An 18,953-nucleotide genomic window follows, 5' to 3' on the forward strand; every position below is an offset into this window, starting at 1 on the left:
GGGTTGCTACGTATCGATAACTAAAGGCTTTTATCTTATCTAAGCGGATATCGGGCTATGGCTGATTGTATCGGTACATATCCGCGTAGATTTGCCGTCTATTTTACATCCTTAAGTGATTGGGAAAGTGCTTGCAGTGAGTCTTTCGCATCGCCAAAGAACATCTGGTTGCTTTCAGCATAAAAAAGCGGATTGTCAATACCCGCAAAACCGGGATTCAGGCTTCGCTTAAAAATAATTGTTCGGTCAGCGTCATCTACATTCATAACAGGCATGCCGTAAATAGGACTGCCCGGCTCAGTTTTGGCAACGGGATTAACCACATCATTGGCACCAATAATGAGTACCACATCCGTGGATGAAAACTCGGGATTGATTTGTTCCCTATCATATAACTGGTCGTAAGGCACATCTGCTTCGGCTAACAGTACGTTCATGTGTCCGGGCATGCGTCCTGCGACGGGATGGATACCGTATTTCACTTCTACACCTTCCTCTTCTAGCTTATCTGCTACTTCTTTGAGTACATGTTGTGCTTGTGCAACGGCCAGCCCATAGCCGGGTACGATAATGACTTTGTTAGCATAGGTGCACTGTAGGGCTACATCATCAGGGGTCGTTTCGCGCACTGTTTTGTCAGTATCGGAAGCAGGACCAGAGTCTGAACTATCACTGCCACCGAATGCACCAAAGAGCACATTGGTGAGTGTACGATTCATCGCTTTACACATGATATTTGTGAGGATGAGTCCCGCAGCACCAACCAGTGCACCGCTGATAATCAGCAGGTTGTTATTGATTACAAATCCGGCCATGGCAGCAGCAATGCCGGAATAGGAATTAAGTAAGGAAATTACTACCGGCATATCGGCCCCGCCAATGGGTATAACGGTGAGGATCCCGAGTAGAAGTGCAATGCCAAATAATAGCCAGAACACCAGCTGGTTAGCTGGGTTAACCGTTAGCAACCCCACTAGCACGAGTGTGCCAACCGTCAATAGCGCATTAAAAATGTTGTGACCCGGAAAGGTAATGGGGTTACCGCTGATGAATCCTTTGAGCTTCCCAAAGGCAATAAAGCTACCAGTGAAGGTTATGGACCCGATGAGGATACTGAGTCCAATAGTTATTAGATCTTGTGTACCAAGTAGGGTAGGGTCACTGATGCGCACAAACTCACCCCATGCCACCAGCGCTGAAGCGCCACCCCCAAAACCGTTAAAGATGGCCACCATTTCGGGCATGGCCGTCATTTCTACCTTTTTGGCAGCAAAGACACCAATTGCCGATCCCACCACAATTCCACCGATAATGTATTCAAATGACATTATTTGTTGATCAAAGAGAGTAACAACAAGGCCAATTAACATCCCCAGCGCTGCCAGCTGATTGCCCGACCGGGCGGTGGCCGGAGAGCCGAGCCGCTTAATCCCAAAAATAAATACCCCGGTAGCTATAAGATAGCAAAGCTGTATGATGTTGGGCAGTATCGACTGTATAGACGGAGGTAAGAAATTACCCATCGTTATCCTCTTTTTTCTTAAACATTTCGAGCATGCGGTCGGTTACCATAAATCCGCCCACGACGTTGATAGTGGCAAAGACAATAGCAGCAAAACCAATAATTTGAGCTACTTGCTGATCGATTTGTCCGGCAATAATAACAGCTCCGATGATGGTAATTCCCGAAATGGCATTAGCGCCGGACATTAGTGGCGTGTGCAATGTCGGTGGAACCTTTGAAATAAGTTCAAAGCCTACAAAAGAGGCGAGCACAAAAATAAAGAGATTAAAAATGAGTCCGGACATAATTAACAACTATTTAAGGAGCGCGGATAAAACGGATTAAGGAAAATATCCACGGAAAATTATATGTTAATTTGAATCTTCTTCTGTGTAAATTAGCATAATCTGCGTTCTATTCTTTCAGTATTGGACTAATAATGTCGCCCTGATGCGTTATTGTTGTTTTTAGGGTGATCTCATCATCAAAATCAAATTCCGGGGTACCGTCTTCATCAAGCAGATGATTGAGTAATGCCAGCATATTTTTTGAATACATTTGGCTGGCATGATAAGCCAACATGCTGGGTATATTTAATGGACCAATAACTTTTACTTCATCAGTAACCGTAGTTTCTCCCGGTTTGGTAACTTCACAATTACCGCCTTGCTCGGCTGCCAGGTCAACAATAGCAGCACCGGCATGCATATCTTTCACCATTTCTTTCGTTACCAAGAGCGGAGCCGGCTTTCCGGGAATGAGTGCCGTAGTAATAATAATGTCCGATTTTTTAGCGTGTTCATGAATTATTTGTCGCTGCCGTTCTTGTTCATCCTCGGCCAGCTCTTTGGCATATCCACCTTCAGTTTCTGATTCATCATCAAGATCAGGTACTTCTATAAAGGTCGCTCCAAGGCTTTCAACTTGTTCTTTTACAGCAGGACGAATATCAAAAGCTTCGACGACAGCCCCTAGTCTTTTGTTGGTGGCGATAGCTTGAAGCCCCGCTACGCCGGCTCCCAATACAAGTACTTTAGCAGGAGCAATAGTACCGGCAGCAGTCATCATCATGGGCAAGTAACGATCCAGTTCATTGGCGCCAATAAGGGCTGCTTTATATCCTGCAATAGAGCTCATCGACGATAGCGCATCCATATTTTGAGCACGTGAAATGCGGGGGATGGCATCCATTCCCAAGGCGGTGATATTTTCTTTTTTGAGAAGAGTAACGGTTTCCTCGTTTTGCAGTGCCCATAAAAAGCAGATTAAAATACTTTCCGCTTTCATCTGTTCAAGATCTTCTTTGGGCGGTGTTTGAATGCTAATAAGAATGTCTGCTTCTTTAAAAAGTTTGTTTCGGTCTTTTACAATTTCAGCTCCTGCCTCTTGATAGGTCTCATCCAGGTAGTTAGCAGCACGACCGGCATCCGATTCAACCCGTACTTCTAATCCCTTCTCGACAAGATTAGCAATAGTTTCGGGAATCAGGGCTACTCGTTTTTCGCGCTCGGCCGTTTCTTTGGGGATAGCTACAATCACAATTGGTTTCCGCCTGTTTTAAATTGGATCGTAACTTATTGAAAAGTTGGAATATTACAAACGGAAAATGATGTAAGATATAAGGTTTCCAGTACGTCTAAAGTTTAAGTAATCATAGGTGAATTGTCTTATTCTATCAATCCAATAGAAAATTTCGACTCTATCCTTTGAACTAATTTTTGTACTTTTAGATCGAACAATCTTAAAAAACTTTTTTGTACTGATGGAAGATATTGCTGGAAAAACATTTGATGTCGTTATTGTAGGAAGCGGTCCCGCAGGTTTGACGGCCGCACTATATGCTTCACGTGCTGATTTAGATCCTCTTGTTTTTGAAGGACCCGAACCCGGCGGGCAGCTCATGCAAACTACTGATGTAGAAAATTATCCCGGGTATCCCGAAGGTGTAATGGGGCCCCAAATGATGCAGGACTTTCGCGAACAGGCCGAGCGATTTGGTGCCGATTGCCGCTACGGTATGGTCACAGATGTTGATTTCGAGGATCGTCCTTATAAGCTGGAAGTGGACGAGGAAACCACACTTTTTGCAAACTCACTTATTGTTTCTACAGGTGCATCTGCCAAATGGCTGGGGCTTGAAAGTGAACAACGTTTGCGTGGCCAGGGTGTATCAGCATGTGCAACCTGTGATGGCGCCTTTTTCCGTGACGAACATGTAATTGTCGTTGGCGGCGGTGATACCGCGATGGAAGAAGCTACATTTCTAACTAAGTTTGCCAGCAAAGTTACCATCTTGCATCGTCGGCAGGAGCTTCGAGCATCCAAGACAATGCAACAGCGTGCATTTAACGATGAAAAGATTGAGTTTATGTGGGATACTGAGCTCGAAGAAGTTCTTGGTGATGAAGCAGTGGACGGTGTTAAAGTAATCAATAACGAAACGCAAGAAATTACTACCCTGGAGGATGTGACAGGCGTTTTTATTGCCATTGGACATAAACCTAATACTGATTTGTTTAAGGGCGTTCTCGAAATGGATGATGTAGGTTACATCCAGACAAAGGGACAGTCAACAGAAACGGATATGCCCGGCATTTTTGCGTGCGGTGATGCGATGGATCCGGTATATCGCCAAGCTGTTACCGCAGCGGGTACGGGATGCCGCGCGGCACTTGACGCCGAAGGATTTTTAGCCGAACAAGAAGTAAAAGAAAAAGCGTTGGCAGAATAAGCTTTAATGAGTGATGAGTAACGAGTGAGATAGTTCTACTCGTTACTTATTACTCCTCACTATCTTTTCCTATTGTTTTATTTATTTCTTCATCATCTTCTTGTGCTGCAGAAGACGTATCATTTTCCTCATCCTCGTCACGGATTTCAATAAAGTCAGCTTCCACCTCGTATTCATCGCCATTCTCGTATCGCTCAACGATAATTTTCACATCATTCATAAATAGAGCGAACATGCTTATGGCCGAAACTACGGGCGCAATGGTGGTTAATACTGCAGCCCCGCCTACGCCAATTGTCAGCTGGGTTTGAAAAAGCACTTTCCCGTTTTTGTCTTCGATGATGACGCGGCGCGCATTTCCTTCTTTAATCAGTCTCTTAACCTGGCTGATGATTTCTGTTATTGTGCCTTGCAGTTCTTGGCTAAATGTTTTCCGGCTGTTTGAAGATTCCATAATATTACTTTGATCTGTTAAAAAGCTGTTTTTCGCAATCAATTTAATTCCTTTTGTAAGGAATGAGTCGCTACAGGGTCTTACTACGTAAAAGAACAGTTAAAGATTCATATCAAGAATTTATGCTTTCACGTGTTTATTGTGCTTCTACCATTGGCGTTGATGCCAGACTCATTGAAGTTGAAGTTAACAGATCGGGCGGCGGTATGCCCAAATACTTTTTAGTGGGATTGCCTGATCGGGCCGTCAGTGAATCCAGTGACCGGATTGATGCTGCTCTTAAAAACTCCGGTGCTGAGTTCCCGGACGGACGCATCACCGTAAACTTAGCGCCGGCTGATCTTCCTAAAGAGGGTAGTGCCTTTGATCTGCCCATTGCCGTAACGTTGCTAAACGTATCGGGACAAATAAAGACAGATAAGCTTGAGGATACGCTCATCTTGGGAGAGTTGGCACTGGATGGAAAGTTGCGTGCTGTTAAGGGTGTGCTGCCCATGGCTGTGCAGGCACGCGACAAAGGATTAAAAAATATGGTAGTGCCTTCCGAAAATGGCCCCGAAGCAGCGGTCGTTGAAGGTATTGATGTGTATTCGTTTGAGCACTTAACCGAAGTGATGGAATGGCTGCGTGATGAAGATAGTCACGAGCGGCTCGATGTAGATGTAAAAGAAATGTTTCGTCAGAACGGAGAGGGTAAGGTGTTAGACTTTAGTGACGTGCGCGGACAAGAAAATGTAAAACGCGCAATCGAAGTAGCGGCGGCCGGAGGACATAATGTCATTATGGTAGGTCCGCCGGGGTCGGGCAAGACAATGATAGCTCGACGCCTGCCTGATATTTTACCACCACTAACGCTTGATGAGGCATTGGAGACTACGAAAATTCATTCTGTTTCGGGTTTGCTACCTGGTGGTAAAGCCCTGGTAACAGACCGCCCCTTCCGGTCTCCTCACCATACAGTTTCGGATGTTGCCTTGGTTGGAGGTGGTAGTATTCCAATGCCCGGCGAAATTTCTATGGCACATAATGGAGTACTCTTTTTAGATGAGCTACCTGAATTTAAACGCAGCGCCCTCGAAGTAATGCGCCAACCGCTGGAGGACGGTTCTGTTAGTATTTCTCGTGCGCGCATGAGCGTGAGTTATCCAAGCCGTATAATGCTCGTGGCGTCGATGAATCCTTCTCCCACGGGTGACTGGTACGATCCGGCAGACCCGGGCGGGGCATCACCTTCGCAAATGCAACGGTACCTCAGTAAGATAAGTGGTCCTATGCTCGATCGTATTGACCTGCATATTGAAGTACAGAAAGTGAGTTATGATGAACTGTCTAGCAAATCAAAAGGAGAATCTTCGGCAACCATTCGCCAGCGTGTGGTAGAAGCACGGGACTTGCAGACACAGCGATTTGAAGGAATAGAAGGCGTGTATTGCAATGCACAAATGAATACTAAAATGTCTCGAAAGATTTGCACTCTCGATGAGACCAGTGCCCAAATGCTCAAAAAAGCTATTACTTCATTGGGACTTTCGGCACGTGCCTATGATCGAATTCTAAAAGTATCGCGTACTATCGCCGATCTTGAGGACAGCGAAGAAATTCGATCCAATCATATTGCAGAGGCTATTCAATACCGCAGTCTGGATCGTGAAGGGTGGTTGGGGTAGTAATTATATTTGTGAAGGGAGCATATTTTCTCCCTAAAAAAATATTAGTATAATGAAATGACATAAATTCTAATTAGATATACCAAGATGAGATATTTAAAGACTGTATTCCCAATTATTTTATTTGCTTCCTTATTTGTTTTTAGTTGTTCGTCGAGTGGCGATATGCAAAAAAAAGGAAGCAAGGATTTAACACTCCGTCAACATTTAGAACGATCGGGCGGGGTTTCTCTTGAAGGATATGACGAAAATACACGTGTTCGCTTACGTGGTGAAAAATCCGTTAAGAACAGGGGGAAACAGCCGCTTTTTGTTGTGGATGGTAAGCGATGGGGTCGTGATTTTTACGATGTACACACCGCATTGTTAAATCAAACAATAACATCTGTACGTGTACTATCGACACCAAGTATGTATGGTAACCAGGGAGCATATGGGGTAATAGAGATCCGTACAGAAAAGGGAAAATAGTGTTATAGTTTATTTAATAAAATAAAAAAGCCCCCGAAATTCGGGGGCTTTTAATTTTATTGAGATCATCAAGCTTAGTTTTGATCCCAGAAAAGCTTAGTGGTTAATTCATCTCCACCTATTGCAGAAGCAGCACTATTGTAGTTCTGCTCATTAAAGTTCTGCTCATCAGCTGGATAAGTAAACCGAGTAGGTACAGCCGAAGCTTGTGCATTTGGTGGAAGTACAAGCTTGGGGTAGTCCAGCCGTCTTGCTACTGTCCAACCTTGAATCCCCTGCAGAAAACTTCCCAGCCATTTCTGGGTACCAATTTTTTCTTTCCAGGTACCCGGAGCCGTAGAATAATCTACACTGGTTTGCGCCAGATAGGTGTTTATATCTGAATTGCTGACGCCCCAGAATTCCATATCGGCTCTGATCGCCTCATTGTAATGGGATTGTGCTGTACCACTAACGCTATAACCGCGTTCTACAGCTTCGGCCAAAATAAATTCAACTTCGCTGTAGCTCAGAATCATCCCGGGTCGATCACGCCGCTCTATCTCAGACGAAAAGTGAGAAAAAGCAGGATAATCATTTTGTTCTCCGTAAGGAGCCCCCACGAATTCTGGGTTGTCGATATTGTCATCCGTAGTGTCAACCTTAGTTATGAATATCGGACGACGCGGATCATTGAGATTGTTCATTTTATCCACCATCGTGTTGGCGGGCAGATAATCATCACGTCCACTTTGTACTAGTGCTTCCCAAACCGGGTTCGTAGTTGGAGGAGATGACTGAAATGGAATAAGTGCATTATCTGCATTGGAAGTAAAGGCATTCGGCGCAGCGTTTTGAATAGCCTTTTGTGCCATGCTGGGCTTGGCGTCTGCCATTGTAATGGCTAATCGCATTTTAAGCGAGTTGGCAAATTTAACCCATTTGTCAACATCACCATTATAAAATACATCAGCACTTCCAAAGCTGGCAGCGTTGGTATCAAAATTACCGATAGCGGTATTCAACCGACTCATCAGATTCTCATATATTTCTGCGTCATCGGTGTATGATGGCTGAGTATTTTTTGGATCCAGCGCTTCCTTACCATAAGGCACATCCCCGAATATTTTAGCCAATGTTGAATAGGCTAGAACATTCATCACCTCGATGGTGGCTATTTTATTCTTCTTTTCGCCAGCTGGGATGAATTCATCATTTTTAATTTTCGCTTTGGATTCCTGCAGATCAACTAATACATCTCGATAGAGTGTAATCCAGACATTATCCGGAATTGCTCGTGTATCGATTTCGTATCTTGGTTCTGCAGTATAGGTTGTGGTTGTCCACTGCTGAGATATCAGTTTGAATATGTTTACATTCACATTCGTGTTATGCAGGAATGTACCCATATTCACTTGTGCATTAGAAAACAAGGGTTCCCCGGGAACATCCGAGGGATCCTTCTCATTTTTATTCAGTTCTGTTAAATCGCATGAACCTAGCAGAAAAGCTAGTGCGAGTAGTGAAATTATTAGTTTTTTCATAGTGGTCTATCCTAAAAGTTCAATTTCAGATTGAGAGTGACGTTTCGGGCAGAAGGTAAGTTCCCTCCCTGGTATCCTTGAACGTTACTTCCGGCAAGGTTCTGCTCGGGATCGGCATGGGGAATATTTTTGTGAATAATCCACAAGTTTCTACCCTTGGCCGAAATAGAAGCAGAGGTAAGTACGCCTGATTTATTTATCAAGCTTTGCGGCAGATTGTAGGTAATGCCCACTTCACGCAGTTTCACATAGCTACCGTCATAAATATAAGCTGCACTTGGATTACTGAAGTAGCCGTATGGTCCAGCATAATTAACCGGAGCATAAACATCATTCTTACTACCGTCTGCTTGCACACCGTCTAATCGAGCGCCACCGCCCTGAGCAACCGGATCTCGTTTGGGATTTCCCTTGTCATTTAATCCGGCTGTTACAGGATAGAGCCCAGTACCTTGTCCGTACCATTGGTCAAGCGAAAAGATGTCTCCGCCCCAACGCACATCTACTAGTACGTCTAAGGTCCAATTCTGAACGTTCACTGTATTTGAAATACTACCACGCCAGTCAGGATTCATATTCCCAATAACGTTATTGGAAGTAGTGGTGCTTTGGTAATAACCGCCGGGCCCCACAACAGGTTCGCCGCCGTCTTGATTTACGGGATTACCGTCAACATTTATGAAATCTGATCCACGAATGGCACCATATGGACCACCTTCAAGAGCTCCAATACTAACACCACCTTGTGGTGAAGCAAGTTCATAATAGTTAACATTTGGAGCAAGTGCTTTAACGGTATTCACATTTTTACTCCAGTTTGCCGTAATACTCCATCGGAGATTACGTGACTGAACGGGAATACCTGTAAAGCTCACTTCTACGCCACGGTTTTCGACGTTTCCGGCATTAACAAATTGTGAGGTATAACCGGAAGCAGCAGATACGTTTACAGGAAGAATTTGATCGATTGTATTTTCATCATAGTAGCTGGCATCTATGAAAATACGGTCCTGAATAAACCCTAACTGTAATCCAACCTCCCAACTCTTTGTTCGTTCGGGCTTTAGGTCTGGATTATTTTTGGTTGAAGGTAAGGTGTAACGTCCTGCTGAACCAAAGTTGCTTGGGCGTTGATAGGTATCTTGAAGACTAAATGCAGGTGCTGTGTTCCCAACTTCAGACCAACTTCCTCGAATTTTACCGAAGCTTAAAAGATCATTGTTAAGGAACTCACTGAATGTAAAACCAAGTGAAGCTGATGGGTAATAATAAACATTCTCTCCATCAGGCAGGCTAGAAGATTTATCTCTTCTCCCTGTTAATGAGAGGTTCAAATAGTCATTATAGTTAACATTCAGCTGAGCAAAATATCCGTTCACACCCAACTTGCGATCTGTTTCGCCAGGATATTGAATGGAGCTAGCAGAATTATCCAGCGAGTAAAGTCCGGGAACTAAAAGTCCGCCGGTAGTACTGGCTGAGATACCTTCTGTGTAAGAACGTCTAATATTGGCTCCTACAACACCATCAATGGCCACAGACTCATTAAGGCGTTTGTTGAAGTTTGCCAAAAGATCAAAATTATATTCCGAGAATGATTCCGTTTGTCGGAAATAAGAAGATACTCCAACGCTGTTAACATTTTGCCGTTCCTCGATAAGCTGGTTGTAGCTGTCAAGTGCAACACGACCGGTAAAACTTAACCAATCGACTACTTCGTACTTCACTTCAGCACTACCAACATAACGGTCCCGCTCATCACTGGCGTAATTTTCATACTGTTCGAAGTATGGGTTATTCCAGTAAAAAGCACCGGCTTTATCTGAGGTCAAGTTCCATGTGTTATTCTTTCTATTGCGGAAATAAGATTGCCGTTGTTTTTCTATATCAACGTTTGTTTGCCACCACTGGCGAAACTCAGACATGATGGTACTGTATCCACGTTCTGGTCGTCCCTGACCACTGGTTTTAGAATAATTGATGGAGGCGCTTACCGTAACTTTATCACTTACTTGGTACCCTCCTTTGAAATTAAGCTTGTATTTATCAAGCTCGCTGTTTGGTAACATTCCGCGAATGTTACTTTGGCTATAACCAATATTATAGTAACCACCATCCGAAATACCACCGTTTATAGAAATGCTATTTTGAACATTTGTCCCGGTTTCGAAAAATTCAGATGGCATATTTTCAGCTGCGGTCCAAGGTTCTGGCTGAGGGTTGTCAGAATAGAGTGACTCCCACTGATATACCATGCGGTTAGAGTCAAAGGCAGGTCCAAATGAAGCATCTGCAGTGTATCGAGCAACCTCATCTGGATTACCATCTCCATTGATATCTTCAGAGAAGAAAGAAGGTACATAGCCTGCACCGTATTCTTTTTGGTAGGTGGGGAAGGTGTTTGAGTTCATCATGTTTACCCCGACACTGGACTTGAACTGAACTTCAACATCCTTTTGTCCAGGGGTACCCTTTTTGGTTTCAATAACAATAGCACCGTTAGAAGCACGTGATCCATAAAGAGCTGCAGCTGCAGGACCTTTAAGGACGTTCATAGATGCAATATTATCGGGATTAATGTCAACACCGGTACTGCCGTAATCATATCCAGCAGACCCTTCTTCGGTAGCTTCAGAGTTAAACCTATTATTGGCATAAGGCACACCGTCAACAACAAATAATACTTGGTTGTTACCGGTTAGTGAATTATAACCACGCAGTACAATATCCGTAGAACCGCCCATTCCGCTGGCAGATTGGACCTTCAGGCCGGAAACGCGTCCACTGAGTGCACTGATGAAATCATCACTTCCGGTTTCGCTAATTTGTTCCGTATCAACGCTCTGTGCTGAATACGGAAGGTCATTAACTTCTTTTTCAACTCCGTATGCCGTCACCACAACATCTTCAAGTTCTTGTGTAGAGGCAGAAAGAGAAAAGTCGAGATTAACAGTTGATTGATCAACTGTAACTTTTTGTTCGACTGTTTTATAACCAACGAAACTGGCTCGAATAGTATATGTACCATATTCGACCCCTTTGATGGTGTATTCGCCGTCGGGGTTTGTTGCAGTACCCTGCTGTGTATCAACGATAAAAATATTGACACTGGGTAGCGTCTCACCCGAACTTTGGTCGGTTACTGTACCTGTAATAGTTCCCGTCTGCGCAAATGCGCTTGCGGAAAATATCAGGCAGAACGTAAATAGAGATAGTATTTTCTTCACCATAGCTCTGATTATTTATTTTATGATTAGTTAGATTATGATTAGTTATTAAAATTTGATCCTTTTGTTAGGAAAACGTTAACGCCTGTATATATATATATAATTCCGTAAAGAATAAAATCTTAATAAGAATCAATAATTGTTGTTCTCATGGTTTATTCAGGCAGTGTAAAATGGGGGTCTGATCTTGCTGTTTAATTTTTTATTATGACCACTTATGACAGTGACGGATGCTTTTCTAACTAGATAAATGATTTCAGTTTTGCCTACATTTGCCGACATTGCTTTCCCCACAGCTGTACGCCAGCCGTTTACCTATAAACTGCCTCAAGAACTTCAGGAACAGGCAGGGGTAGGTAAACGCGTTTGGGTACCCTTACAAAAACACAAAGCGGTGGGGATGGTTGTAAATATTCATCATGAAAAGCCGGACTTCAATACTCGTCCTGTTGAGCAAGTTTTGGATGAAGAATCCATTGTATCTGATGAGATTCTACAACTGACAAAATGGATGCATCGCTTTTATTACTGCGGATGGGGAGAGGTAATACAGGCTGCCCTGCCGCATGGACTTAATTTTTCATCCGAAGAACATCTTGAGGTTGGGATGGAACAATTACCCGCTCATCTCAATGAGAAGCAGGTGGAGATTGTCAGGCAGATTAAAGAAAAAGAATCCTATCCATTAAAAGAGGCCGAAAAGCGATGGGGAGATGGCATTATCGATCAGTTGGTTCGGCAAAAAGTGTTAGGAATATGGGAAAAGCCCATTCAAAAGACGGCTCCGAAGACAGAAAAGCTATGGATGTGGACCGACCTATCATCAGTTGAAGAAGCGCGTGATCTTGTATCGCAATACAAAGAAAACGACAACTTTTATAAATGGGTACAAGCCCTGGAGGTACTTACAGAAACGGAATTGCCGGAGTTCCAAAAAGACCTGACATCCCACAGCTTGTTGGAGTACTATACTTTGCAGCGGATTTCTGAAGAAAACTTAATTACTTTTGAAGAGGTAGAACGTAACAATCTAAGCATTCGGTATGAGTATAGCCCCGATCAGCTGCATACTCTTAATGAGGAGCAACAGCAGGCCTTTACCCAAATTACATCAGTATTGGATAAAGGTGAATTTGGCAGCTTTCTGCTTTACGGAGTTACCGGCAGCGGAAAAACTGAAGTATATATCCATGCTTTAAAACGGGCACTGGAACAGGGAAAGGGTGGACTTGTGCTGGTGCCCGAAATAAGTTTAACACCACAGATTGTAGAGCGATTTTATCAAATTTTTGGGGATGAAATTGCCGTGTTGCACAGTCGTCTGACAAACCGAGAGCGTTATGATGCGTGGCGGTCATTGCAGCAGGGAGAAAAGAGTATAGCTATTGGGGCACGCTCAGCGGTATTTGCTCCTGTCCCAAATTTAGGAATCATTATAATCGATGAAGAGCACGATGCTTCTTATAAGCAAGAAGACCCGGCACCGCGATATCACGGTCGGGATGTGGCTATTATGCGTGCTCATATTAACGATGCAACAGTTGTAATGGGCTCGGCGACGCCGAGCATGGTATCATTGCAGGGGAGCCGAACTGGAAAAAGCAAACTGCTTACACTTGCCGAACGACCTTTGGATTCTACCATGCCAGAGGTACAGGTGCTGGATCTAAAGCAGTACCGTTCAGCGATGCGGGGTCCTATTGCTGTACCTCTTTATCAGGCAACAAAAGAAGCACTTGCAGAAGATGAGCAGGCGATATTTTTATACAATCGTCGTGGCTTTTCTTCTTATCTGCAGTGCCAACATTGTGGTGAAATACCGGGATGTCCCAATTGTTCGGTAAGTCTGACATTTCACAAATCAAAAAAACAGCTGCGTTGTCATTACTGTGGATATTCGCAGCGGCAGCCCAGACAGTGCAGTGAATGTGGACATGAAGTGGTTACGGCTCAAGGCAGCGGCACACAGCAGCTTGAAGAGCAAATAACAGAATTGTTTCCGCATGCCGAAACGCTGCGCATGGACTTTGATACAACATCAGGTAAAAACGCACATGCCAATATTCTCAATGCCTTTGGGCGCAAAGAGGCAGATATTTTAGTAGGTACACAGATCGTGGGTAAAGGGCTTGATTTCCCGGATGTGACGGTGGTGGGGGTTATTGATGCCGATACGGAGCTGGCCTTCCCATCTTTTCGGTCGGGGGAGCGTATGTATCAGTTGTTGAGCCAGGTAGCAGGACGTTCGGGCCGGGCTGAAAAAGAAGGTAAAGTGTTTTTTCAAACATGGCAGCCCGATCACCCGGCAATACAAAAGGCCCAAAAGCATGATTATGAAGCTTTTGCGGAACAAGAACTTGACCAGCGAAAACAACTTCAGTACCCGCCTTTTTCGCGCATTATCCGTTTTATCTTTAAAGGGAAAAAAGAACGCAGGGTACAACAGGTAGCACAGGTATTTACCGAAAGCCTCATCAAAGTATTAGGGCAATCCGGTCCGGTACTGGGTCCATCGCCTGCTGCTATTGGAAAAATGCAGAATTATTATCGATGGGAGACATTTATCAAAATAAAACCCGGGAACGGAGCCGGTGCCATTGAGAAGCTTATTGATGACGTGTTTGATGATTATGACGAGCATAAACCCCAAGGGGGGAGTTCTGTTCGAATTAATGTAAATGTAGATGCGCTGGAATAATGTGTACCTCGTATATATTAAAAAATAGGTAATCCCCACTACTGAATATCGTAGCTGAAACTTGCATTCCGTACAATAAATTCGATTATTGTAACCATTAACAGCTATGGTTAACCAAATTTTCATTTATGGGTGAAGCAAGGGTAAAATTAGCCGACAGCCAGGAGGAAGTTCAGCAGTTTATGAAGTATGTGCTGAAAGACCTGCGGGCGATGGATCGTATGTTGGAAGAGGATGATTGGTTCGAGACAGACCCTATCCGTATTGGAGCCGAGCAGGAACTTTGCTTGGTCGATCAGCATGCCAAAGCTTGGCCCAAGGCAATGGAAATTTTGGATCAGCTGCAGGACGGTGATAATAGCCCATATACTACGGAGTTTGCTAAATTTAATTTGGAGATTAATCTTAGTCCGCTCGAATTTACCGGTGATTGCTTATCGCAGATGGAAGAAAATTTGCAGGGCCATATTGATGAAGTGCGTTCTGTAACGGAAGAAATGGGTGGAGAGCTATTGTTGACAGGCATTCTGCCAACAATTAGAAAGATGGATGTGGATTTAAAGAACTTGACTCCATTGCAACGGTATCGTGCGCTATGCGAAGCGATCAACAAGCTGCGCAGCGAAAATTTCGATCTCCGCATCCAGGGAATGGACGAACTGCTGATGAAGTTTGATTCTCCCCTTCTTGAGGCTTGTAATACTGGTTTCCAGGTGCACTTGCAGGTTGGTCCCGATGAGTTTGTGCCCAAGTATAATATTGCTCAGTTGATAACGGCTCCTGTATTGGCATGTACAGTCGGTTCACCCATCTTGTTTGGCAAACGGCTTTGGAATGAAACACGTATTGCACTTTTTCAACAATCTGTCGATACACGTACTGTGGGTGATCACCTGCGTGAAAGCAGTCCACGGGTAACATTTGGTAATAAATGGGTGGATGAAAGTATCCTCGAAATATTCCAAGAAGATACTGCACGTTACCGCGTGATGCTGAGTTCTGAGGTAACTGAAGATGTGGGAAAGTTGTTGGATGAAGGCACGCCACCGGCTCTTAAAGCTCTGCAGGTTCATAACGGAACGGTGTATCGATGGAATCGACCCTGTTACGGTGTCATCGACGGGAAGGCACATCTGCGGATAGAAAATCGTGTATTTCCGTCTGGTCCCACGGTCACTGATGAAATGGCGAACTCCGCTTTTTGGCTGGGGCTCATGAATCAGATGGAGGAGTATTATCCGAATGTATCCGAGAAAATGGACTTTGATGATGCGCGTATGAACTTTGTGGCTGCCTCTAAGCTGGGGTTGGATACCAAGTTTCGTTGGTTTGGTGATAAGCGTGTCAATGCTGTTGATTTAATTACGGAGGAGCTGCTGCCTATTGCACGTGAAGGACTTGAAAAGGCAGATATTATTGATCAGGATATTACGGAATATCTCGAAATTATTGAGGAGCGGGTTACCGCGGGTCAGACTCCTTCTTATTGGATGCTTAATAATTATGCCTCACTGATGAAAGAGCATGATTCCAAAGAACAGACGCTGGCAGCTATTACTACGGCCATGATCAAAAATCAGAAAAAAGGAGAGCCGGTGCATAAATGGGGACGAGCACGTATGGAAGACTTGGAGCATTGGAAGCCTTCGAGCCTGATTGTGGAAGAGTTTATGACAACTGACCTGTTTACAGTACAAAAAGATGATATTTTAGAATTTGTAGCAAATCTGATTGACTGGCGCAGCATACGGTATGTGCCGGTAGAGAATGATAAAAAGCACTTGGTGGGGCTTGTTACCATGCGAATGCTTTTTAATGAATACAGCAATGCCGTTAACCATGATGAAGAGGTCGTGCAGTCGGTCGAAGATTTTATGATCAAGAACCCGATTACTGTACATCCCGAGGCATCGATTATGGAGGCGATGGAAATAATGGATAGCCAACAAATTGGATGCTTGCCGGTAGTAAAAAATAACAGATTAGTTGGAATTATTACCGAGCAAAATTACATGACAACAGTAGCACGGCTACTTAAACAATTACATGCGAACGATACATCTGATGAATGAAGCTTTAGCAAAAGATAGCAAATCTGACGTTTCAGAGGAACGGATTATTGGATCTATAGAAGGACTTCAGCCCGGCCCAACTGTAATTGTGCTGGGGGGCGTGCATGGCAATGAGCCGGCGGGAGTGCGGGCTATCTCCAGTGTATTAGATACACTCAAAGATGTTGAATCGCCCATCCGCGGGCAACTGTTGGCGCTGCGGGGCAATATTAAAGCACTCGAACAAAATGTGCGATATATTGATGAGGATATGAACCGTATCTGGTTCCCGTCTATCCTGCAAGACATTCGAAATACACCGGAATCACAGCTGCAGTCGAGCGAGCGCAGGGAGGTTAAACAGCTGCTTTCGGTTTTGGATGATATCAACAACCAATCTGAGAGCCCCGTTATTTTAGCTGATATTCATACTTTTTCGGCTGAGGGCTGGATGTTTACTATCACCAGCTCAGACCCCCGGCAGCGAAAACTGCTGTCCAATCTGCATGTACCTATGGTGTTTGGGATTGAGAAAACACTTCGCGGTACGGCGTTGGGCTATTATCAGAAGCAGGGATTTATATCATTTGGGCTGGAGGGTGGTCAGCATACCAACGATATGACGGCCTATAATACTACGGCATCGCTAATGTTGTTGCTACAGGCAGTGGGCTGTATTGAAGAGCAGTATGTTGATGAGTTGAAGGAATATGAAAAGCACCTACAGTCGCACACAAAATATTTACCGACAGAGACTAAGCTTATTTATCAGCATATTATAGAGCCCGGTGATGAGTTTCGGATGCGGCCCGGCTACAAGAATTTTCAGCATATCAAAAAAGGAGAGTGGCTGGCTAGCGACAAGGATGGTAAAATTATTGCCGATTGTGATGGCTATATCCTGATGCCCCTTTATCAGGATCAGGGCGATGACGGTTTTTTCATCATTATTGAGCACGAGGGGTAACATTTTTTATTATCTTTGGGGTGTAGATTCCAAATAAAAATAGCAAAGGCAGTTGGTTATGGAAGATTATCAATTTGTTGATGGTACGCGGCTTTCATCGGTTATTGAGTCGCTTATCTTTGCCAGCCCAGAACCGATATCAGAGCAAAAAATTTGTGAAGTCATTGCTAAAGGTGAAGAGAATCTCGGTTTGGAGACTGACGCTATTGCTCCTTTTGTTGAAAAGCTGAATCAACGCTATGAAGAAAACGGTTTGGCTTTTCGGATAGCAAATGTAGGCGGGGGATATACCTTCTCTACGCGCAAGCGCTTTGATCCCTGGCTTAGTATATTTCAGCACGAAAATGCCTATCGAAAGCTATCACAGTCGGCTATTGAAACACTTGCAATTGTAGCCTATAAGCAGCCGGTGACCAAGCCTGAGGTGGATGATATTCGTGGTGTAGATTCAGGATATATTCTGCGCCAGCTGCTTGAAAAGGTGTTAGTTGAAGTATCCGGCCGCCTGGATGCACCCGGAAAGCCTCTGTTATATGAGACTACCCAACACTTTTTAAAACACTTTGGCATTAATTCTATTGACGAGTTGCCCAAACCTCGCGAAATTGAAGAAATTCTCAGAGATGATGACATGGCCGAACACCGGCAGTTCCTGTTTGATCGTCAGCTCGAACTTAAGGATTTGCAAGAAAAAGTGGATGATGAGGATACGGCCGAGACGGCGCTTTCATTGATTGAAGCCGTTGAAGATATGGATGAGGAAGAGGTGCCGGATTTGGAGGAATATACCGCCGAAGAGCTGCTACTTGATGAAGACCAAGAAGAACAGGAAGAATCACAATCTGATACAAACAGTACTGAAGAAGAATAATTATATGAGTAATAGACAAGAGCCATCGCACGCGATTGATCAGAATTACAGCAAAGAAGAAGACATCCGCCTGAATAAATATATTGCCCACTGTGGATTTTGTTCACGTCGTGATGCGGACGACTATATTGCTGCCGGAAAAGTGGAAGTTAATGGAGAGGTCGTCACCCAAATGGGAGTTAAAGTCAAACGGTCGGATAAGGTTGTGGTAGAAGGGCAGGCACTAAACTTGGAAAATTTCGTTTATATCCTGCTTAATAAGCCTAAAGATACTATTACTACCACTGACGATCCCCGCGGGCGCGACACGGTGATGGATAAGATAGAAGAGGCGACTGATAAGCGAGTTTATCCAGTGGGACGCCTCGATCGGCACACCATGGGACTCTTGCTGTTAACGAACGACGGAGATCTGGCCAACCGGCTCATGCATCCCAGCTACGAGGTGCGCAAGACATATGAAGTGGAATCTGAACCTGGTTTAAAGGGAGATGAGCTTGATCAGTTGGCAAGGGGTATTGAGCTTGAAGATGGTCCTGTAAAGGCACAATCATTGCAAGCCACCCCCAATGGGTTTGTGCTCTCCATCTTTGAAGGTCGTAATCGGCTGGTGCGGCGAATGGTTGAGTATTTCGGATCTTCGGTAACAAAGTTAAAACGTATTGATTATGCCGGTTTGACGCTCGAGGGGGTAAAAATGGGACGTTGGCGTTATCTCAAAAAAGGAGAAATAAACGCACTGCGAAAAATGGTAAAACTAAATGCATTGAACTTTGAAGGATAATACTT

The 18,953-nt window shown here is 44.2% G+C and carries 14 protein-coding genes; 8 read left to right on the forward strand and 6 right to left on the reverse strand.

What is annotated here, in order from left to right:
• Positions 1–98: 98 nt before the first annotated feature.
• The 3 genes from LX73_RS08555 to LX73_RS08565 all read right to left on the reverse strand — a co-directional run bounded on the left by LX73_RS08555 (position 99) and on the right by LX73_RS08565 (position 3,043).
• Complete coding sequence (locus tag LX73_RS08555; protein ID WP_148899049.1) at positions 99–1,523, reverse strand: NAD(P)(+) transhydrogenase (Re/Si-specific) subunit beta; 1,425 nt, start codon at positions 1,521–1,523, stop codon at positions 99–101.
• On the reverse strand, positions 1,516–1,809 hold the full coding sequence (locus tag LX73_RS08560) for an NAD(P) transhydrogenase subunit alpha part 2 (RefSeq protein WP_148899050.1): 294 nt from the start codon (positions 1,807–1,809) through the stop codon (positions 1,516–1,518). The genes LX73_RS08555 and LX73_RS08560 overlap by 8 nt, the downstream gene beginning before the upstream one ends.
• 109 nt (positions 1,810–1,918) lie before the next feature.
• The gene (locus tag LX73_RS08565) at positions 1,919–3,043 is read right to left on the reverse strand and encodes a Re/Si-specific NAD(P)(+) transhydrogenase subunit alpha (protein ID WP_148899051.1); all 1,125 of its coding nucleotides are present in this window, start codon (positions 3,041–3,043) and stop codon (positions 1,919–1,921) included.
• Between the two features lie 223 nt (positions 3,044–3,266).
• Between LX73_RS08565 and trxB the strand changes: the two genes are divergently transcribed.
• A complete protein-coding gene (gene trxB, locus LX73_RS08570; RefSeq protein WP_148899052.1) occupies positions 3,267–4,235 on the forward strand; it encodes a thioredoxin-disulfide reductase in 969 nt (322 codons plus the stop codon).
• A gap of 49 nt (positions 4,236–4,284) precedes the next feature.
• On the opposite strand, the gene LX73_RS08575 is transcribed toward trxB, so the two are convergent.
• Complete coding sequence (locus tag LX73_RS08575; protein WP_148899053.1) at positions 4,285–4,689, reverse strand: DUF4342 domain-containing protein; 405 nt, start codon at positions 4,687–4,689, stop codon at positions 4,285–4,287.
• A gap of 122 nt (positions 4,690–4,811) precedes the next feature.
• Between LX73_RS08575 and LX73_RS08580 the strand changes: the two genes are divergently transcribed.
• Positions 4,812–6,356 (forward strand): YifB family Mg chelatase-like AAA ATPase, encoded by a 1,545-nt coding sequence (locus LX73_RS08580; RefSeq protein ID WP_148899054.1) that lies wholly within the window; start codon positions 4,812–4,814, stop codon positions 6,354–6,356.
• 87 nt (positions 6,357–6,443) lie between these two features.
• A complete protein-coding gene (locus LX73_RS08585) occupies positions 6,444–6,827 on the forward strand; it encodes a hypothetical protein (RefSeq protein ID WP_148899055.1) in 384 nt (127 codons plus the stop codon).
• A gap of 74 nt (positions 6,828–6,901) precedes the next feature.
• Here LX73_RS08585 and LX73_RS08590 read toward each other — a convergent pair whose 3' ends face one another.
• Together LX73_RS08590 and LX73_RS08595 are read right to left on the reverse strand one after the other, a co-directional pair.
• Positions 6,902–8,350 carry a SusD/RagB family nutrient-binding outer membrane lipoprotein gene (locus LX73_RS08590; protein ID WP_148899056.1) on the reverse strand — a complete coding sequence of 483 codons (1,449 nt, stop codon included), beginning with the start codon at positions 8,348–8,350 and terminating at the stop codon, positions 6,902–6,904.
• A gap of 11 nt (positions 8,351–8,361) precedes the next feature.
• Positions 8,362–11,580 (reverse strand): SusC/RagA family TonB-linked outer membrane protein, encoded by a 3,219-nt coding sequence (locus LX73_RS08595; protein WP_148899057.1) that lies wholly within the window; start codon positions 11,578–11,580, stop codon positions 8,362–8,364.
• A gap of 259 nt (positions 11,581–11,839) precedes the next feature.
• Here LX73_RS08595 and priA point away from each other — a divergent pair, with 259 nt between their 5' ends.
• The 5 genes from priA to LX73_RS08620 all read left to right on the forward strand — a co-directional run bounded on the left by priA (position 11,840) and on the right by LX73_RS08620 (position 18,948).
• On the forward strand, positions 11,840–14,275 hold the full coding sequence (gene priA, locus LX73_RS08600) for a replication restart helicase PriA (protein ID WP_148899058.1): 2,436 nt from the start codon (positions 11,840–11,842) through the stop codon (positions 14,273–14,275).
• 128 nt (positions 14,276–14,403) lie between these two features.
• Positions 14,404–16,347, forward strand: a complete 1,944-nt coding sequence (locus LX73_RS08605; protein ID WP_148899059.1) for a CBS domain-containing protein — start codon at positions 14,404–14,406, stop codon at positions 16,345–16,347.
• The gene (locus LX73_RS08610) at positions 16,340–17,293 is read left to right on the forward strand and encodes a M14 family metallopeptidase (RefSeq protein WP_148899060.1); all 954 of its coding nucleotides are present in this window, start codon (positions 16,340–16,342) and stop codon (positions 17,291–17,293) included. Before LX73_RS08605 ends, LX73_RS08610 begins: the two co-directional genes overlap by 8 nt.
• A 58-nt stretch (positions 17,294–17,351) precedes the next feature.
• A complete protein-coding gene (gene scpB / locus LX73_RS08615; RefSeq protein WP_148899061.1) occupies positions 17,352–18,164 on the forward strand; it encodes an SMC-Scp complex subunit ScpB in 813 nt (270 codons plus the stop codon).
• Between the two features lie 4 nt (positions 18,165–18,168).
• Positions 18,169–18,948 (forward strand): pseudouridine synthase, encoded by a 780-nt coding sequence (locus LX73_RS08620; protein ID WP_148899062.1) that lies wholly within the window; start codon positions 18,169–18,171, stop codon positions 18,946–18,948.
• The last annotated feature ends 5 nt before the right edge of the window (positions 18,949–18,953 follow it).

The sequence above is a fragment of the Fodinibius salinus genome, assembly GCF_008124865.1.
Taxonomy (GTDB): domain Bacteria; phylum Bacteroidota; class Rhodothermia; order Balneolales; family Balneolaceae; genus Fodinibius; species Fodinibius salinus.

Bases quoted from the DNA above. Each gene is read 5' to 3' on its own strand.
- LX73_RS08580 (WP_148899054.1), top strand. From the start codon at position 4,812: ATGCTTTCACGTGTTTATTGTGCTTCTACCATTGGCGTTGATGCCAGA.
- LX73_RS08585 (WP_148899055.1), top strand. From the start codon at position 6,444: ATGAGATATTTAAAGACTGTATTCCCAATTATTTTATTTGCTTCCTTA.
- LX73_RS08555 (WP_148899049.1), bottom strand. From the start codon at position 1,523: ATGGGTAATTTCTTACCTCCGTCTATACAGTCGATACTGCCCAACATC.
- LX73_RS08605 (WP_148899059.1), top strand. From the start codon at position 14,404: ATGGGTGAAGCAAGGGTAAAATTAGCCGACAGCCAGGAGGAAGTTCAG.
- LX73_RS08590 (WP_148899056.1), bottom strand. From the start codon at position 8,350: ATGAAAAAACTAATAATTTCACTACTCGCACTAGCTTTTCTGCTAGGT.
- LX73_RS08560 (WP_148899050.1), bottom strand. From the start codon at position 1,809: ATGTCCGGACTCATTTTTAATCTCTTTATTTTTGTGCTCGCCTCTTTT.
- scpB (WP_148899061.1), top strand. From the start codon at position 17,352: ATGGAAGATTATCAATTTGTTGATGGTACGCGGCTTTCATCGGTTATT.
- LX73_RS08595 (WP_148899057.1), bottom strand. From the start codon at position 11,580: ATGGTGAAGAAAATACTATCTCTATTTACGTTCTGCCTGATATTTTCC.
- trxB (WP_148899052.1), top strand. From the start codon at position 3,267: ATGGAAGATATTGCTGGAAAAACATTTGATGTCGTTATTGTAGGAAGC.
- LX73_RS08575 (WP_148899053.1), bottom strand. From the start codon at position 4,689: ATGGAATCTTCAAACAGCCGGAAAACATTTAGCCAAGAACTGCAAGGC.
- LX73_RS08610 (WP_148899060.1), top strand. From the start codon at position 16,340: ATGAATGAAGCTTTAGCAAAAGATAGCAAATCTGACGTTTCAGAGGAA.
- LX73_RS08620 (WP_148899062.1), top strand. From the start codon at position 18,169: ATGAGTAATAGACAAGAGCCATCGCACGCGATTGATCAGAATTACAGC.